Below are 15,396 nucleotides of genomic sequence, written 5' to 3' on the forward strand. Positions count from 1 at the left end.
CATGCAAAAGATTCTGGTGAGCCGCTGCCTGCTGGGCCATCGCGTACGTTACGACGGCGGGGCGAGTGGACCGTTTGATCTGTTGGACCAATGGCTCGCCGAGGGCCGGGTCGTGCCGTTGTGCCCGGAAGTCGCGGGTGGCTTGCCGACGCCAAGGGCGGCGGCGGAGATTCCGGGTGGGCAGGGTGGTGACGTGCTGGATGGGCAGGCGTCGGTGATCACCACCGAGGGCGAGGACGTCAGCGCGGAGTTTCTGTCGGGGGCTTATCAGGCGTTGGAGTTGGTGCAGAAACACGGCATCCGGATTGCGGTCTTGAAGGCCAACAGCCCGTCGTGCGGGAATTTGCTGACGTATGACGGGAGCTTCAGTGGTGTGAAGATCAGCGGAGAAGGCGTGACGGCGGCGTTGCTCAAGCGCCACGGCGTTCAAGTGTTTAGTGAGCTGGAGTTGATTGAGGCGGCGCTGGCTTTGAGAGCTTTGAGCTGATCCTGAATCCACCCCTCACCCTAACCCTCTCCCCAGAGGGTAGAGGGGACTGACCGAGTTGTCCTTGGAGCTACATCGACCTGAATTACCGAGTTGAACTCAAGTCTTGAAAAAAGCAGGTCTACTGCGATCAAACGCCGAACTCAGGCCTTGAAGACCATGGAGATCGGCTCCCTTTCCCCTCTCCCCTCTGGGGAGAGGGTTGGGGTGAGGGGTGGATCTAAAGGCCTCAAAAATCTCAGGGCTTTGGCTCCACGCTCGTATCCACCCCAAACCACTTCTGCGTCAACGCCTCCAGCCGACCATCCGCCTTGATCCGCTGCAACGCGTTGTCGAGGCTGGCGTGGAACGCCGGGTTACCTTTCTGGAACGGAATCGCCAGGCTCACCGGCTCGCTGGCCTTCGGCGCCTCTTCCTTCAGCGTTTGCACCAGCAGCATCGACTGCGGTGGCTCTTCTTTGTGCGCGATCAATTGCGCATCGGTGTGGCTGTAGGGTTCGCTGAAGTCGAAACGATCCTTCAGATCCGCGGTCATTGCTATGTGGTTGATCGCAACGTCGTACTTGCCGGTTTCAACACCTGGCAGCAGATCGCTGGCGTCTGTAACGACGAAGTCGGCCCGCACATCCAGTTCGTTGGCCAGCAGCTGACCCAGCTCGACCTCGAACCCGGTCAGTTTGCCGTCGTCCTTGAAATTGAAGGGCGGTGTATTAGCCTCAAGAGCAATACGTAATTCGCCACGGTCGTACACGTCGTCAATCAGTTCGGCATGAGCCAAAGGGCTCAAAAGGGGTAGCAGGCAGATCAGGCCAGGCAAAAAACGCATGGTCACTCCTTTGAATTCATTATCGCGATGCTCTGGTTCAGGCTCGCTTTGCTATGGTTGTCGAGGTCCTTCGACAACGAATGGCCGTGAAGTTGTCTCGGCCACGCGGATTTTATGGAAAAACTGGAGAAGAGAATGAAAACGTTTATGTCACGAGCAGCATTGGCTGGCCTGTTGATGGGTGTGTCGGTGCTGGCCAGCGCCGCGACTCCGGCGCCCAAGGGTGCGCAAGTGTTCATCGTATCTCCCGAAGACGGCGCGACTGTCCCGGAAACCTTTACCGTCAAATTCGGTGTCAAGGACGTGGCCCTCGCCCCGGCTGGCGATGTCACCAAAAACACCGGTCATCACCATTTGCTGATTGATGTAAAAGAATTGCCTGCCGCCGGCGCGCCAATTCCGCTGGACGCCAACCACATGCACTTCGGCAAGGCGCAGACCCAGACCGAGATCAAACTGGCCCCGGGCAAGCACACCTTGCAACTGGAACTGGGTGACAGCGGCCATATGCCGTTCGATCCGCCGATCGTGTCGAAGAAGATCACCGTCAACGTTAAATGACAGTGTAGCGCCCATGAAAAAGGAGACCCGAAGGTCTCCTTTTTTTGTCGCTCAAATCGCTATCAGAACAATACGCGGCAACGAATGGTGCCGTTGATGTGCTGCAGTTTCTCCTGAGCGATTTCCGAGTAGTCGGCGTCGACGTCGATCACGACGTAACCGACTTTCTCGTTGGTCTGCAGGAACTGACCGGAGATGTTGATACCGTTTTCGGCGAAGACCTTGTTGATCTCGCTCATCACACCCGGAATGTTCTCGTGGATGTGCAGCAGACGGTGCTTGCCAGGGTGAGCCGGCAGGGCCACTTCCGGGAAGTTCACCGACGACACGGACGTACCGTTGTCGCTGTACTTGACTAGTTTTTCTGCCACTTCCAGACCGATGTTGGCTTGCGCTTCAGCGGTGGAACCACCGATGTGCGGGGTCAGAATCACGTTGTCCAGGCCACGCAGCGGGCTCTCGAACTCTTCGTCGTTGGAGCGCGGCTCCACCGGGAATACGTCGATAGCGGCGCCGATCAGGTGCTTGTCCTTGATCGCGTCTGCCAGGGCTTGCAGTTCAACCACGGTGCCGCGAGCGGCGTTGATCAGGATGCCGCCCTTCTTGATGGCGCGGATTTCCTTCTCGCCGATCATCCACTGGGTGGCTGCGGTTTCCGGAACGTGCAGGGTGACGATGTCGGACATACCGAGCAGATCAGTCAGCTTGCCAACCTGCGTCGCGTTGCCCAATGGCAGCTTGGTCACGGTGTCGTAGAAGAACACCTGCATGCCCAGACCTTCGGCCAGGACCGACAACTGCGTACCGATCGAGCCGTAACCGACGATGCCGAGCTTCTTGCCACGGATTTCAAAGGAATTGGCCGCGCTCTTGATCCAGCCGCCACGGTGGCAGGAAGCGTTTTTCTCAGGGATGCCGCGCAGCAACAGGATCGCTTCGGCCAGTACCAGCTCAGCCACGGAGCGGGTGTTGGAGTACGGCGCGTTGAACACCGCGATACCGCGTTCGCGGGCAGCGTTCAGGTCAACCTGGTTGGTGCCGATGCAGAAACACCCTACAGCCACGAGCTTCTTCGCGTGATCGAAGATCTCTTCGGTCAGTTGAGTGCGAGAGCGAATGCCGATGAAGTGCGCATCAGCGATCTTTTCCTTCAGCTGGGCTTCCGGCAGAGAACCGGTGAGGTACTCGATGCTGGTGTAGCCCGCCGACTTGAGAACGTCGACAGCCGATTGGTGGACGCCTTCGAGAAGAAGGAACTTGATCTTGCTCTTATCGAGAGAAGTCTTGCTCATCTGCGTAAACCTGTATCCCGGAGAAAAATGGCAGGAAATAGCCAGCAGACGCTGACCCGGACGGCAAGAAAGCCGTCACCGCAGAATAGCCCTTGGGCACTACCCTGCGGGGTCGGTATGCTAGCATACGCACCCCGCTAAACACTCATTCCTGCGACGTGAAGCGTTCTCAGGATGACCATGAATTGTTCGAGAGTTCTGTCGATGACCAATCCTGCCCTGATTGAAGAGCTGAAGACCCTGGTTGAGCCTGGCAAGGTACTGACCGATGCCGACTCCCTGAATGCTTACGGTAAGGATTGGACCAAGCATTTCGCCCCGGCCCCCACGGCCATCGTGTTCCCCAAGACCACCGAGCAGGTCCAGGCCATCGTGCGCTGGGCCAACGAGCACAAGGTTGCCTTGGTGCCGTCCGGCGGTCGTACCGGGTTGTCCGCCGCTGCCGTGGCCGCGAATGGCGAAGTGGTTGTGTCGTTCGACTACATGAACCAGATTCTCGACGTGAACCTCACTGACCGCACCGCCGTTTGTCAGCCGGGCGTGGTCACCGAGCATTTGCAGAACGTCGCCGAAGAAAAAGGCCTGTACTACCCGGTGGACTTCGCTTCGGCCGGTTCCAGTCAGATTGGCGGCAATATCGGCACCAATGCCGGCGGGATCAAGGTGATTCGCTACGGCATGACCCGCAACTGGGTGGCTGGCATGAAAGTCGTCACCGGCAAGGGCGATGTGCTGGAACTGAACCGCGACCTGATCAAGAACGCCACCGGTTACGACCTGCGTCAGCTGTTCATCGGCGCGGAAGGCACCCTCGGTTTTGTGGTCGAAGCGACCATGCGCCTGGACCGCGCGCCGAAAAACCTCACAGCGATGGTCCTCGGCACCGCCGATTTCGACTCGATCATGCCGGTATTGCACGCGTTCCAGAGCAAACTGGACCTGACCGCGTTCGAATTCTTCTCCGATAAAGCCTTGGCCAAGGTCATGGGCCGTGGCGACGTGCCGGCGCCGTTCGAGTCCGATTGCCCGTTCTACGCGCTGCTGGAATTCGAAGCGACCACCGAAGAAGTGGCCAACCATGCCCTCGAAACCTTCGAGCACTGCGTCGAGCAGGGCTGGGTGCTGGACGGCGTAATGAGCCAGAGCGAAACCCAACTGCAAAACCTGTGGAAGCTGCGCGAGTACATTTCCGAAACCATTTCCCACTGGACGCCATACAAGAACGACATTTCGGTCACCGTTTCGAAAGTCCCGGCGTTCCTGAAGGAAATCGACGCGATCGTCGGCGAACACTACCCGGATTTCGAAATCGTCTGGTTCGGCCACATCGGCGACGGCAACCTGCATTTGAACATCCTCAAACCGGAAAACCTGAGCAAGGACGAGTTCTTCGCCAAGTGCGCGACCGTCAACAAGTGGGTGTTCGAAACCGTCGAGAAGTACAACGGTTCGATTTCCGCCGAACACGGCGTGGGCATGACCAAGCGTGACTACTTGACCTACAGCCGCTCGCCGGTCGAGATCGAGTACATGAAAGCCGTCAAAGCGGTATTCGACCCGAACGGCATCATGAACCCGGGCAAAATTTTCGCTGTTTGAATCAACGAGCAGGAGTCGGTAATGAGCTATCAGCACCAGTATGTCGACGGTACGCGGATTCACTTCCCGCTGGGAAAAGTGGTGTGCATCGGCCGTAACTATGCCGAACACGCCAAGGAACTGGACAATCCGGTCCCTACCGAGCCACTGCTGTTCATCAAGCCGGGCAGTTGTGTGGTGCCGCTGGAAGGCGGTTTTGCCATTCCGACCGAACGTGGTTCGGTGCACTACGAAGCGGAAATCGCTGTGTTGATCGGCAAGCCACTGTCGACCAAGCCGAGCCGTGAAGAAGTACTGGATGCCATCTCCGGCTTCGCCCCGGCCCTGGACCTGACCCTGCGCGACAAGCAGGCCGAGCTGAAATCCAAAGGCCTGCCGTGGGAAATCGCCAAGTCCTTCGACGGCGCGGCGGTGATTGCGCCGTTCGTGGTCGGCAGCACCTTCGCCGACCTGACCGACATCGGCATCCGCCTGACCATCAACGGCGAAGTGCGCCAGGATGGCAACAGCAAGGACATGCTCAACCCGATCGTGCCGATGATCCAGTACATGGCCGGCTGCTTCTCGCTGCAGGCCGGGGACGTGATCCTGACCGGCACGCCAGTGGGCGTTGGCCCGCTGAATGTCGGTGACGACATCGTGCTGGAATTGACCGGCGCCAGCAGCTTCACCAGCAGCGTTCGCTGATTCACACAAAACCCTGTGGGAGCGGGCTTGCTCGCGAAAGCGGCGTGTCATTCGACGATGATGTTGACTGAACCACCGCATTCGCGAGCAAGCCCGCTCCCACATTGGTTTTGGGGATGCCCTGAAAAGGGCTTTCCCGCCATTTCCCGTTTTTTTCACATCCTGTCTGGATAATTCCGCGGTTCCTGGCGTCTGAGCCTGCCCGTTTGTGCTATTACCCTTAGCCTGAATTTCTGGAACGCATCCCCTGATGGCAACGCAACCGCTCCCGACTCTGCACACCTCTCGTCGTCCACGTTTTCTCCTGCGCTGGTATTACTGGCTGTTGCTGGCGGTTGTGGCGGGTTATGGCCTGGCGTTTGCGATGCATTGGGACGATCGCGGCGTGCTCTGGGTCCTGGAGCGTTTCGAAAGCCCGGCCGAGCGCCAGCAAAGTGTCTGGCTGCCGGATTACCGTGCGGTGATCGATGCCAAGCCGCTGTCGGGGATGGAAAAGGATGAAGCCTCGGACCTGGCCTACGATCCGCAGAGCAAAACCCTGTTTTCGGTCATGGGCAAGAATCCGTTCCTGGCCGAACTGACGCTGCAAGGCGACGTGTTGCGCAAGATGCCGCTGGTGGGCTGGAGCAATCCGGAAGGCGTGACCGTCATGGGCAATGGTCTGTTGGCGATTACCGATGAGCGCCAGCACATGCTCTCCATCGTCAAGGTCGATGCCGACACCCGCGAACTGAACATCAACAACTTCCCTAAATATGATCTGGGTCCGTCGAAAGACCAGAATAAAGCGTTCGAAGCCATCGTCTGGGATCCGCGCAATCAGCAACTGCTGCTCGGCGAAGAGCGCCCGCCGGCATTGTTCAGCTGGAAAAGCGATGGCAGCCAGACCCTCAAGGGCGATAAACAGAAACTGGCCAGTAACGAACTGGACATCCGCAACCTGTCGGCCCTGGCCATCGACCCGCGTACCGGTCATACCCTGGTGCTGTCCGCCGACTCGCACCTGCTGCTGGAGCTGGACGAGAAGGGCGAGCAGGTCAGCTTCATGACCCTGCTGGGCGGTTTCAACGGCCTGAAAAACACCATTCCCCGCGCCGAAGGCGTGACCATGGACGAAGCTGGCACGCTGTACATGGTCAGCGAGCCGAATCTGTTTTATCGCTTCGAAAAACAGAAATAGCCTACAGCTTGAGGCTGGCGCGCGGTCACTCGTTCGGGTAAACCTGCTGGACCGCGGTCGAAGGCTTTAAGCTTGAATTCAGATGGCCGTGGTATTTCATCCGCCCGCCCTGTTTTCGAGCTTGCCTGAATGCGTCGACTTGCCCGCCCCAAACCCCTGATTTTGACCCTGTCGGTGATTGCGTTGATCGCGCTCGTCGCGCTGGGCCAGTATCTGCGTCTGTTCGAGCGAGCCTGGTTCAATCTGCACACGCTATGGCAGCCGGCCAGTGAGCATTCCATTGGCTTGGATCAATATCGGGTGGTGATCGAGGCGCACGTGATCGACGGGCTCGACGATGACGTTTCGGCACTGACCTATGATCCGGTGCGTAAAAGCCTGTTCACCGTGACCAACAAGAATTCCGAGCTGATCGAACTGTCTCTGGACGGCAAGATCTTGCGGCGCGTCTCGTTAGTCGGTTTCGGCGACCCGGAGGCCGTGGAGTTCATCAGCGCCGACACCTACGTGATCAGCGATGAACGCCAGCAGCGGTTGATCAAGATTCACCTGGAGGAAGGTACGACGTTCCTCGACGCCGCAGACGCCGAGCAGATGACCCTCGGCGTGCACATGAGCAGCAACAAGGGGTTTGAAGGGTTGGCGTACGACTCGGTGGGCAAGCGGCTGTTTGTCGCCAAGGAGCGCGACCCGATGCTGATCTACGAAGTGCAGGGCTTCCCGCATTACAACCCGGAGAAATCCTACGCCGTACACGTCGTCAACAATCCCAAGCGCGATGCCGGGATGTTTGTTCGGGACTTGTCGAGCCTGCAATACGACGAGCGCAGCGGCCACTTGATGGCGTTGTCCGATGAGTCGCGGCTGATCATGGAGCTGGATGTGGACGGGCGACCGCTGAGCACGATGTCCCTGAACAAGGGGAGCCAGGGCCTGCAAAAGACCGTGCCGCAAGCGGAAGGGATTGCGATGGACGACGATGGCACGTTGTACCTCGTCAGTGAGCCGAACCTGTTCTACACCTTCAAAAAGCCCACACAAAACTAACCAACACCCCAAAACAACTGTGGTAGCGGGCTTGCTCGCGAAGGCGGTGTGTCATCAAACAATGATGCTGACTGACACACCGCCTTCGCGAGCAAGCCCGCTCCCACAGGTTTATCTGTGTGGCGGGCTACTCGGCGCGCAGGGTTTTGACGCCTTCACTCGTTCCCAACAACAGCAAATCCGCCGGACGCGCCGCGAACAAACCGTTGGTGACCACGCCGACGATCGCATTGATCTGCGTCTCCAGCTCCACCGGGTTGGTGATCTGCATGTTGAACACGTCGAGGATGATGTTGCCGTTGTCGGTCAGCACGCCCTCGCGGTAAACCGGGTCGCCGCCCAGTTTCACCAATTCGCGGGCCACGTGGCTGCGGGCCATCGGGATCACTTCCACCGGCAGCGGGAACGCGCCGAGCACCGGCACCAGTTTGCTGCCGTCGGCGATGCAGATGAAGGTCTTGGCCACGGCCGCGACGATTTTCTCGCGGGTCAGGGCCGCGCCGCCGCCCTTGATCAGGTTCAGGTGCTCGTCGCTTTCATCGGCGCCGTCGACGTAGAACTCCAGGTCGCTGACGGTGTTCAGTTCATACACCGGAATCCCGTGGCCCTTGAGGCGCGCGGCGGTGGCTTCGGAGCTGGCGACGGCGCCATCGAACGCGCCCTTGTGCTTGGCCAGTGCATCGATGAAGCAGTTGGCGGTGGAGCCGGTGCCGACGCCGACGACGCTCTTGTCATCGAGTTTCGGAAGGATGAAGTCGACGGCGGCCTGGGCCACTGCCTGTTTGAGTTGATCCTGAGTCATGCGGGCTCCGAAGCGGGCAAGGGGGGAACGGAAAGGCCGGCATTATAGGCTTCGGGGCGGGGAAGGTCATTGCCCGATTGGCAGGTGGCGACAGTTACCTCACCCATAACCCTAACCGTGACGATGACCTGTAGGAGCGAGGCTTGCCCGCGAAGAGGCCGTCACATCCAGCATGAATGTTGGCATTTGGATCGCGTTCGCGGGCAAGCCTCGCTCCTACAAGTGTGGTCGCCCGCCCAACAGCCGGGTTAGACTCCTTGGCCCTGCCCAACCCGCTCAGTGATGCTTTCCGATGCTCGAACAGTACGTCAAAAAGATCCTCACCTCGCGCGTTTATGACGTTGCCGTAGAAACCCCGTTGCAGACTGCTCGCCAGCTCTCCGAGCGGCTGGGCAACAGTATTTGGCTCAAGCGCGAAGACTTGCAGCCGGTGTTCTCGTTCAAGATTCGCGGCGCTTACAACAAGCTGACCCAGTTGAGCGATGAAGAACGCGCGCGCGGCGTGGTGACCGCCTCGGCGGGCAATCATGCGCAGGGCCTCGCCCTGGCGGCCAAGGTGTTGGGGGTGAAAGCGACCATCGTCATGCCCAAGACCACGCCTGAAATCAAAGTCGAAGGCGTGCGTTCCCGTGGCGGCAAAGTGGTGTTGCACGGCGATTCGTTCCCGGAAGCCCTGGCCTACTCGCTGAAACTGGTCGACGAAAAAGGCTACGTCTACATCCATCCGTACGACGATCCCCACACCATTGCCGGGCAGGGCACGGTCGCGATGGAGATCCTGCGCCAACACCCAGGCCGTCTCGATGCGATTTTCGTCCCGGTGGGCGGCGGTGGCCTGATCGCCGGCATCGCGGCGTATGTGAAATACCTGCGCCCGGAAATCAAGATCATTGGCGTCGAGCCGGACGATTCCAATTGCCTGCAAGCCGCCATGGCCGCCGGCGAACGGGTGATTCTGCCGACCGTGGGCATCTTCGCCGACGGCGTGGCCGTGGCGCAGATCGGTCAGCACACCTTTGATATCTGCAAAGACTACGTCGATGAAGTGATCACCGTCAGCACCGACGAAATCTGCGCGGCGATCAAGGATATCTACGACGATACCCGCTCGATCACCGAGCCTGCCGGTGCCTTGGGCGTGGCCGGGATCAAGAAGTACGTGGACCTGAATGGCGTCACCGGCCAGACCTTCGTGGCTATCGACTCCGGTGCCAACGTCAACTTCGATCGCCTGCGCCACGTTGCCGAACGCGCCGAACTGGGCGAGGGCCGCGAAGCCATCATCGCCGTGACCATCCCCGAGAAACCGGGCAGCTTCAAGGCGTTCTGCGAGGCCATCGGCAAGCGCCAGATCACCGAATTCAACTACCGCTACAACACCGGCAGCGAAGCGCACATCTTCGTGGGCGTGCAGACGCATCCGGATAACGACCCGCGCAGTGCGCTGATCGCCAGCCTGAGCGAGCAAGGTTTCCCGGTGCTCGACCTGACCGACAACGAACTGGCCAAGTTGCACATTCGCCATATGGTCGGTGGGCGCGCGGCGCAGGTGGTCGATGAAGTGATTTTGCGTTTCGAATTCCCGGAGCGTCCGGGGGCGCTGTTCAACTTCCTCAACAAACTGGGCGGGCGCTGGAACATCTCGATGTTCCACTACCGCAACCACGGCGCGGCGGATGGCCGTGTGGTCGCCGGCCTGCAAGTGCCCCACGACGAACGTCACCTGGTGCCTGCGGCCCTGGAAGAAATCGGCTACCCGTACTGGGATGAAAGCGACAACCCGGCCTACAAACTGTTTCTCGGCTGAGCGGCTACGCTGATGGGCACGTCATAAGGAAATCGAACCATGGAAACGTTAACTGCCCTGAAAATGGCGCATGTGGTGGCGACGGTGTTGCTGCTGGCCAGTGCGCTGGGCCTCGGGATCTGGGTTTGGCGCGCGCGGCGTCATGGCGATGCGACGGCAGGCAGTCGTACGCTGCAACGGCCACGGGTGTTCGTCTGGCTATTGATGGGTCTGGCATTGCTGAGCATGCCGTTTACCGGCTGGTGGATGGTGCATCTGGTGGGGTGGCCGCTGGGGCAGACGTGGATTCTGGCGTCGAGCGTGCTCTACACCGTGGCGGCGCTGGCGTGGTTCTGGTTGCTGGTGCGGCTGAACAAGCTGCGCACGGCGCCGGGTGGCGTGGGGAAATTCACCTTTGCCTTGGCGTTGTTCAGTTTTGTCTGTTTTATCGCGATTGCGGGGTTGATGGGCGCCAAGCCGGTTTAGCGCGAAATCTGTGTAGCAGCTGCCGAGGTACGAGGCTGCGTTGCGTGTCCGCAGGACCGCCCCCGGGGGCCGCTGCGCAGCCCAACGCAGCCTCGTACCTCGGCAGCTGCTACAGGCGATATCAATCGCGCAGAGACATCACCGGCCAACCACGCTTCTCGGCTTCGGCGCGCAAGTTAGGATCAGGGTCCACGGCCACCGGATTCGCCACCTGCTCCAGCAACGGCAAATCATTTATCGAATCGCTGTAGAAATAACTGTCTTCCAACGAATACCCGGTCTCTTCCAGCCAACGATTCAGCCGCGTGACCTTGCCTTCCTTGAAGCACGGAATGTCGGTGCTGCGCCCGCTGTAGCGGCCGTCGACCATTTCGCATTCGGTGGCGATCAGGGTTTCAACGCCCAGGCGCTGGGCAATAGGCCCGGTAACGAAGCGGTTGGTGGCGGTGATGATCACCAGTTTGTCGCCGGCGTCGCGGTGTTTGGCCAGCAGTTCGATGGCCTTGGGCAGCACGATCGGTTCGATGCAATCGCGCATGTAGTCCAGATGCCATTGATCCAGGGTGGCCATCTCGGTACGGCCGAGGATTTCCAGGCAGAAGTTCAGGTACTCGGCCTGATCGAGCTTGCCCGCCAGGTAATCCTGATAGAACCCGTCGTTGCGCGCCTTGTACGTCACGGCATCGAGAAAGCCGCGTTCGCACAGGTAATCGCCCCAGGCGTGGTCACTGTCACCGCCCAAAAGCGTGTTGTCCAAGTCGAATAAAGCCAGGCGCATTGCAGTTACTCGCTGAAAAGTCTGTAGAAAGGCGTCCAGAATACGTACTTTTCACAAGAGTGCACATAAGGTAGGCCGGCTCGTTGCTGCGCTCACAACCTTTGTGGAACAATGCGGCGACATGCGTTTGCGAGGTTGTTGCCGTGATCGACCCCGATGGTTTCCGCCCCAATGTCGGGATCATTCTCACGAATGATGCCGGCCAGGTGCTATGGGCTCGCCGTATCAATCAAGATGCCTGGCAGTTTCCACAGGGAGGGATCAACCCCCAGGAGACGCCGGAAGACGCCTTGTACCGCGAGTTGAACGAAGAAGTCGGCCTGGAGCGCGAAGATGTTGAAATTCTCGCCTGCACCCGGGGCTGGTTGCGCTATCGTTTGCCGCAACGTCTGGTCCGTACCCACAGCCAACCGCTGTGCATCGGCCAGAAACAGAAATGGTTTCTCCTGCGCCTGATCTCCAATGAGCAGCGGGTGCGGATGGATTTGACCGGTAAACCGGAATTCGATGGCTGGCGCTGGGTCAGCTATTGGTATCCGTTGGGCCAGGTGGTGACATTCAAGCGCGAGGTGTATCGACGCGCTCTCAAAGAGCTTGCCCCGCGCCTTTTAGCGCGCGACTGACGACGGAGTTCGACCCCGAGCCATGCTCAATACGCTGCGCAAGATCGTCCAGGAAGTTAACTCCGCCAAGGATCTCAAGGCGGCGTTGGGGATTATTGTGTTGCGCGTCAAAGAGGCCATGGGCAGCCAGGTCTGCTCGGTCTACCTGCTTGACCCGGAAACCAACCGCTTTGTGCTGATGGCCACCGAGGGCTTGAACAAGCGCTCGATCGGCAAAGTCAGCATGGCACCCAACGAAGGTCTGGTTGGCCTGGTCGGCACGCGTGAAGAACCCCTGAACCTCGAAAACGCCGCGGATCACCCGCGCTACCGTTACTTCGCCGAGACCGGTGAAGAACGCTACGCCTCATTCCTCGGGGCGCCGATCATTCACCACCGTCGCGTCGTCGGCGTGTTGGTCATTCAGCAAAAAGAACGCCGCCAGTTCGATGAAGGTGAAGAAGCCTTCCTCGTGACCATGAGCGCGCAACTGGCGGGCGTGATCGCTCACGCCGAGGCCACCGGTTCGATCCGTGGCCTGGGCCGCCAGGGCAAAGGCATCCAGGAAGCCAAGTTCGTCGGCGTGCCGGGTTCGCCGGGTGCGGCGGTCGGTACGGCGGTGGTTATGCTGCCGCCCGCCGATCTGGACGTGGTGCCGGACAAGACCATCACCGACATCGACAACGAACTCGGGCTGTTCAAGACCGCCATCGAAGGCGTGCGCGCCGACATGCGTGCCTTGTCCGCCAAGCTCGCGACCCAGTTGCGCCCGGAAGAGCGCGCGCTGTTCGACGTCTACCTGATGATGCTCGACGATGCCTCGCTGGGCAGCGAAATCACCACCGTGATCAAGACCGGCCAGTGGGCCCAGGGCGCGTTGCGCCAGGTGGTCACTGAGCACGTCAACCGTTTCGAATTGATGGACGACGCCTACCTGCGTGAGCGCGCCTCGGACGTCAAGGACCTCGGTCGACGCCTGCTGGCTTACTTGCAGGAAGAGCGTCAGCAGACCCTGGTCTACCCCGACAACACCATTCTGATCAGCGAAGAACTGACGCCGGCGATGCTCGGCGAGGTGCCGGAAGGCAAGCTGGTGGGCCTGGTGTCGGTACTTGGTTCCGGTAACTCCCACGTCGCGATCCTGGCCCGGGCCATGGGCATCCCGACGGTGATGGGCCTGGTCGACCTGCCATATTCCAAGGTCGACGGCATCCAGATGATCGTCGACGGCTACCACGGCGAGGTCTACACCAACCCGAGTGACGTGCTGCGCAAGCAGTTCGCCGAAGTGGTCGAGGAAGAGAAACAACTGTCCCTCGGGCTGGATAAGCTGCGGGACTTGCCGTGCGTGACCCTCGATGGCCACCGTATGCCGCTGTGGGTCAACACCGGCCTGCTGGCGGACGTGGCGCGGGCGCAGAAGCGTGGCGCCGAAGGCGTGGGCCTGTACCGCACCGAAGTGCCGTTCATGATCAACCAGCGCTTCCCGAGCGAAAAAGAGCAACTGGCGATCTATCGTGAGCAGCTCGCCGCGTTTCACCCGCAACCGGTGACCATGCGCAGCCTGGACATCGGCGGCGACAAGTCGCTGTCGTACTTCCCGATCAAGGAAGACAACCCGTTCCTCGGCTGGCGCGGTATTCGCGTCACCCTCGACCACCCGGAAATCTTCCTGGTCCAGACCCGCGCGATGCTCAAGGCCAGCGAAGGCTTGAACAATCTGCGGATCCTGCTGCCGATGATCTCCGGCATCCACGAACTCGAAGAAGCCCTGCACCTGATTCACCGGGCCTGGGGCGAAGTCCGCGACGAAGGCACCGACGTGCCGATGCCGCCGATTGGCGTGATGATCGAGATTCCGGCAGCGGTGTATCAGACCAAGGAACTGGCGCGGCAAGTGGACTTCCTGTCGGTCGGTTCCAACGACCTGACCCAGTACCTGCTGGCCGTGGACCGCAACAACCCTCGGGTGGCCGACCTCTACGACTACCTGCACCCGGCGGTGCTTCAGGCTTTGCAGAACGTGGTGCGTGACGCCCATGCCGAAGGCAAACCGGTGAGCATCTGCGGCGAAATGGCCGGTGACCCGGCCGCGGCGGTGCTGTTGATGGCGATGGGCTTCGACAGCCTGTCGATGAACGCCACCAACTTGCCGAAGGTGAAGTGGATGCTGCGCCAGATCAACCTGAGCAAGGCCAAGGAATTGCTCGCTGAGTTGATGACCATCGACAACCCGCAGGTTATCCACAGCTCGCTGCAGTTGGCGCTGAAGAACCTTGGGTTGGCGCGGATGATCAATCCGGCTTCGGTCAAGACCCTCTAAAAGGCGGATGGCCTCTTCGCGGGCAAGCCTCGCTCCTACAGTTATGCGTTGTTCGCGGATATTGCGTACGACGCGAACCCGGTAGGAGCGAGGCTTGCCCGCGAAGGCGTCCTCACATACGCCAAAAATCTAAACCCTGATCTCCACTTCCCCCAGATGCCCGCCATAGGGCCCGAAACTGCGCTCCACCATCACCCTCGACCCATCCGCAGAAACAATCAACGCCGTACTCGCCCTTGTCCCGTAAGTCGGACTGGCAATAAACACACTCGACAACAACGTCTCGGTCGCCAATCCCACCCCGGTGTCCGGCAGCTCCGTTAACGGCGCCGTCTGCGAATCGCCCAAAATGGCCAACAACGCCTCGGGCCGAGGATCGTCCAGCAGTTCACTCAACGCAGCCTTGGCCTTGAGCACTTTCGGCCACGGCGTATCCAGCCCCGCGTTCGACAACCCATACACGCCGGGTGCCAGCATCACCGCCTCGGTGTCCCGGGCATTGAAGTGCCACAGCTCGTTGGAATTGCCGACCAGCAGGTTAAACCCGGCATATTCCCGCGAACGGCTGACAACATCGCCTAAATAGTCATCAATCGACATCTCTCCGCTGAGAAAACCTGCGACCAGTTCACCCCGAGACCTGGGTGACGGCGGCTGATGAGGATCACGAATATTGGTCAGCGCCGCAAAGCGCCCGTTGGCGCTGACACCGATCCAGGTGCCGCCCGCTTCCAGGTCCCGACCGGCATGGACGTGCGGCGCGTGGGGCCATTGCGCCAAGGGCTGGGTAGGCCGGGCATAGAACTCGTCGCGGTTGGCCGCCACGATCAGCGGCTGGGCGTGGCCCGGGCGCCAAGCAAAGACAATCAGGCACATTAAGGTGGTCCCAGTGTGTTTTTGCTCACTCTACGCAGACATCGCCCGTCGATCCATCGCCTTA

The 15,396-nt window shown here is 60.1% G+C and carries 15 protein-coding genes; 10 read left to right on the forward strand and 5 right to left on the reverse strand.

Annotated elements, in window-relative coordinates:
- Position 1: 1 nt before the first annotated feature.
- The gene (locus tag HB680_RS07905) at positions 2-487 is read left to right on the forward strand and encodes a DUF523 domain-containing protein (protein WP_213937944.1); all 486 of its coding nucleotides are present in this window, start codon (positions 2-4) and stop codon (positions 485-487) included.
- Between the two features lie 238 nt (positions 488-725).
- On the opposite strand, the gene HB680_RS07910 is transcribed toward HB680_RS07905, so the two are convergent.
- A complete protein-coding gene (locus HB680_RS07910; RefSeq protein ID WP_213937945.1) occupies positions 726-1,313 on the reverse strand; it encodes a transporter substrate-binding domain-containing protein in 588 nt (195 codons plus the stop codon).
- Between the two features lie 135 nt (positions 1,314-1,448).
- Between HB680_RS07910 and HB680_RS07915 the strand changes: the two genes are divergently transcribed.
- Positions 1,449-1,874 carry a DUF4399 domain-containing protein gene (locus tag HB680_RS07915; RefSeq protein WP_213937946.1) on the forward strand — a complete coding sequence of 142 codons (426 nt, stop codon included), beginning with the start codon at positions 1,449-1,451 and terminating at the stop codon, positions 1,872-1,874.
- A gap of 62 nt (positions 1,875-1,936) precedes the next feature.
- Here the strand turns inward: HB680_RS07915 and serA are convergent, their stop codons facing one another.
- A complete protein-coding gene (gene serA, locus HB680_RS07920; RefSeq protein WP_213937947.1) occupies positions 1,937-3,166 on the reverse strand; it encodes a phosphoglycerate dehydrogenase in 1,230 nt (409 codons plus the stop codon).
- Positions 3,167-3,370: 204 nt separating this feature from the next.
- Here serA and HB680_RS07925 point away from each other — a divergent pair, with 204 nt between their 5' ends.
- The 4 genes from HB680_RS07925 (at position 3,371) to HB680_RS07940 (ending at position 7,679) form a co-directional block, all read left to right on the forward strand.
- Positions 3,371-4,765 carry an FAD-binding oxidoreductase gene (locus HB680_RS07925; protein WP_213937948.1) on the forward strand — a complete coding sequence of 465 codons (1,395 nt, stop codon included), beginning with the start codon at positions 3,371-3,373 and terminating at the stop codon, positions 4,763-4,765.
- Positions 4,766-4,786: 21 nt separating this feature from the next.
- A complete protein-coding gene (locus HB680_RS07930) occupies positions 4,787-5,452 on the forward strand; it encodes a fumarylacetoacetate hydrolase family protein (protein ID WP_213937949.1) in 666 nt (221 codons plus the stop codon).
- A gap of 250 nt (positions 5,453-5,702) precedes the next feature.
- Entirely contained in the window at positions 5,703-6,632 is a 930-nt protein-coding gene (locus HB680_RS07935) for an SdiA-regulated domain-containing protein (protein WP_213937950.1), read from the forward strand.
- Positions 6,633-6,761: 129 nt separating this feature from the next.
- Positions 6,762-7,679 (forward strand): SdiA-regulated domain-containing protein, encoded by a 918-nt coding sequence (locus HB680_RS07940; protein WP_213937951.1) that lies wholly within the window; start codon positions 6,762-6,764, stop codon positions 7,677-7,679.
- Between the two features lie 127 nt (positions 7,680-7,806).
- On the opposite strand, the gene rpiA is transcribed toward HB680_RS07940, so the two are convergent.
- Positions 7,807-8,481 (reverse strand): ribose-5-phosphate isomerase RpiA, encoded by a 675-nt coding sequence (gene rpiA / locus HB680_RS07945; RefSeq protein WP_123404076.1) that lies wholly within the window; start codon positions 8,479-8,481, stop codon positions 7,807-7,809.
- A 292-nt stretch (positions 8,482-8,773) separates the two neighbouring features.
- Between rpiA and ilvA the strand changes: the two genes are divergently transcribed.
- On the forward strand, positions 8,774-10,288 hold the full coding sequence (gene ilvA / locus HB680_RS07950) for a threonine ammonia-lyase, biosynthetic (RefSeq protein WP_213937952.1): 1,515 nt from the start codon (positions 8,774-8,776) through the stop codon (positions 10,286-10,288).
- 39 nt (positions 10,289-10,327) lie between these two features.
- Positions 10,328-10,753: a DUF2269 domain-containing protein gene (locus HB680_RS07955; protein ID WP_213937953.1), complete on the forward strand. Its 426-nt coding sequence runs from the start codon at positions 10,328-10,330 to the stop codon at positions 10,751-10,753.
- Between the two features lie 121 nt (positions 10,754-10,874).
- On the opposite strand, the gene HB680_RS07960 is transcribed toward HB680_RS07955, so the two are convergent.
- Entirely contained in the window at positions 10,875-11,531 is a 657-nt protein-coding gene (locus HB680_RS07960) for an HAD family hydrolase (RefSeq protein ID WP_213937954.1), read from the reverse strand.
- Positions 11,532-11,674: 143 nt separating this feature from the next.
- Here HB680_RS07960 and HB680_RS07965 point away from each other — a divergent pair, with 143 nt between their 5' ends.
- Both HB680_RS07965 and ptsP read left to right on the forward strand, forming a co-directional pair.
- Positions 11,675-12,154, forward strand: coding sequence for an RNA pyrophosphohydrolase (locus HB680_RS07965; RefSeq protein ID WP_007897732.1), 480 nt, complete (start codon positions 11,675-11,677; stop codon positions 12,152-12,154).
- A 22-nt stretch (positions 12,155-12,176) separates the two neighbouring features.
- Positions 12,177-14,456 (forward strand): phosphoenolpyruvate--protein phosphotransferase, encoded by a 2,280-nt coding sequence (ptsP, locus tag HB680_RS07970; RefSeq protein ID WP_213937955.1) that lies wholly within the window; start codon positions 12,177-12,179, stop codon positions 14,454-14,456.
- A 129-nt stretch (positions 14,457-14,585) separates the two neighbouring features.
- On the opposite strand, the gene HB680_RS07975 is transcribed toward ptsP, so the two are convergent.
- A complete protein-coding gene (locus HB680_RS07975) occupies positions 14,586-15,332 on the reverse strand; it encodes an NRDE family protein (RefSeq protein ID WP_213937956.1) in 747 nt (248 codons plus the stop codon).
- Positions 15,333-15,396: the final 64 nt, after the last annotated feature.

It is taken from the genome of Pseudomonas sp. dw_612 (assembly GCF_018449725.1).
In the GTDB taxonomy this organism is placed as follows: Bacteria; Pseudomonadota; Gammaproteobacteria; order Pseudomonadales; family Pseudomonadaceae; genus Aquipseudomonas.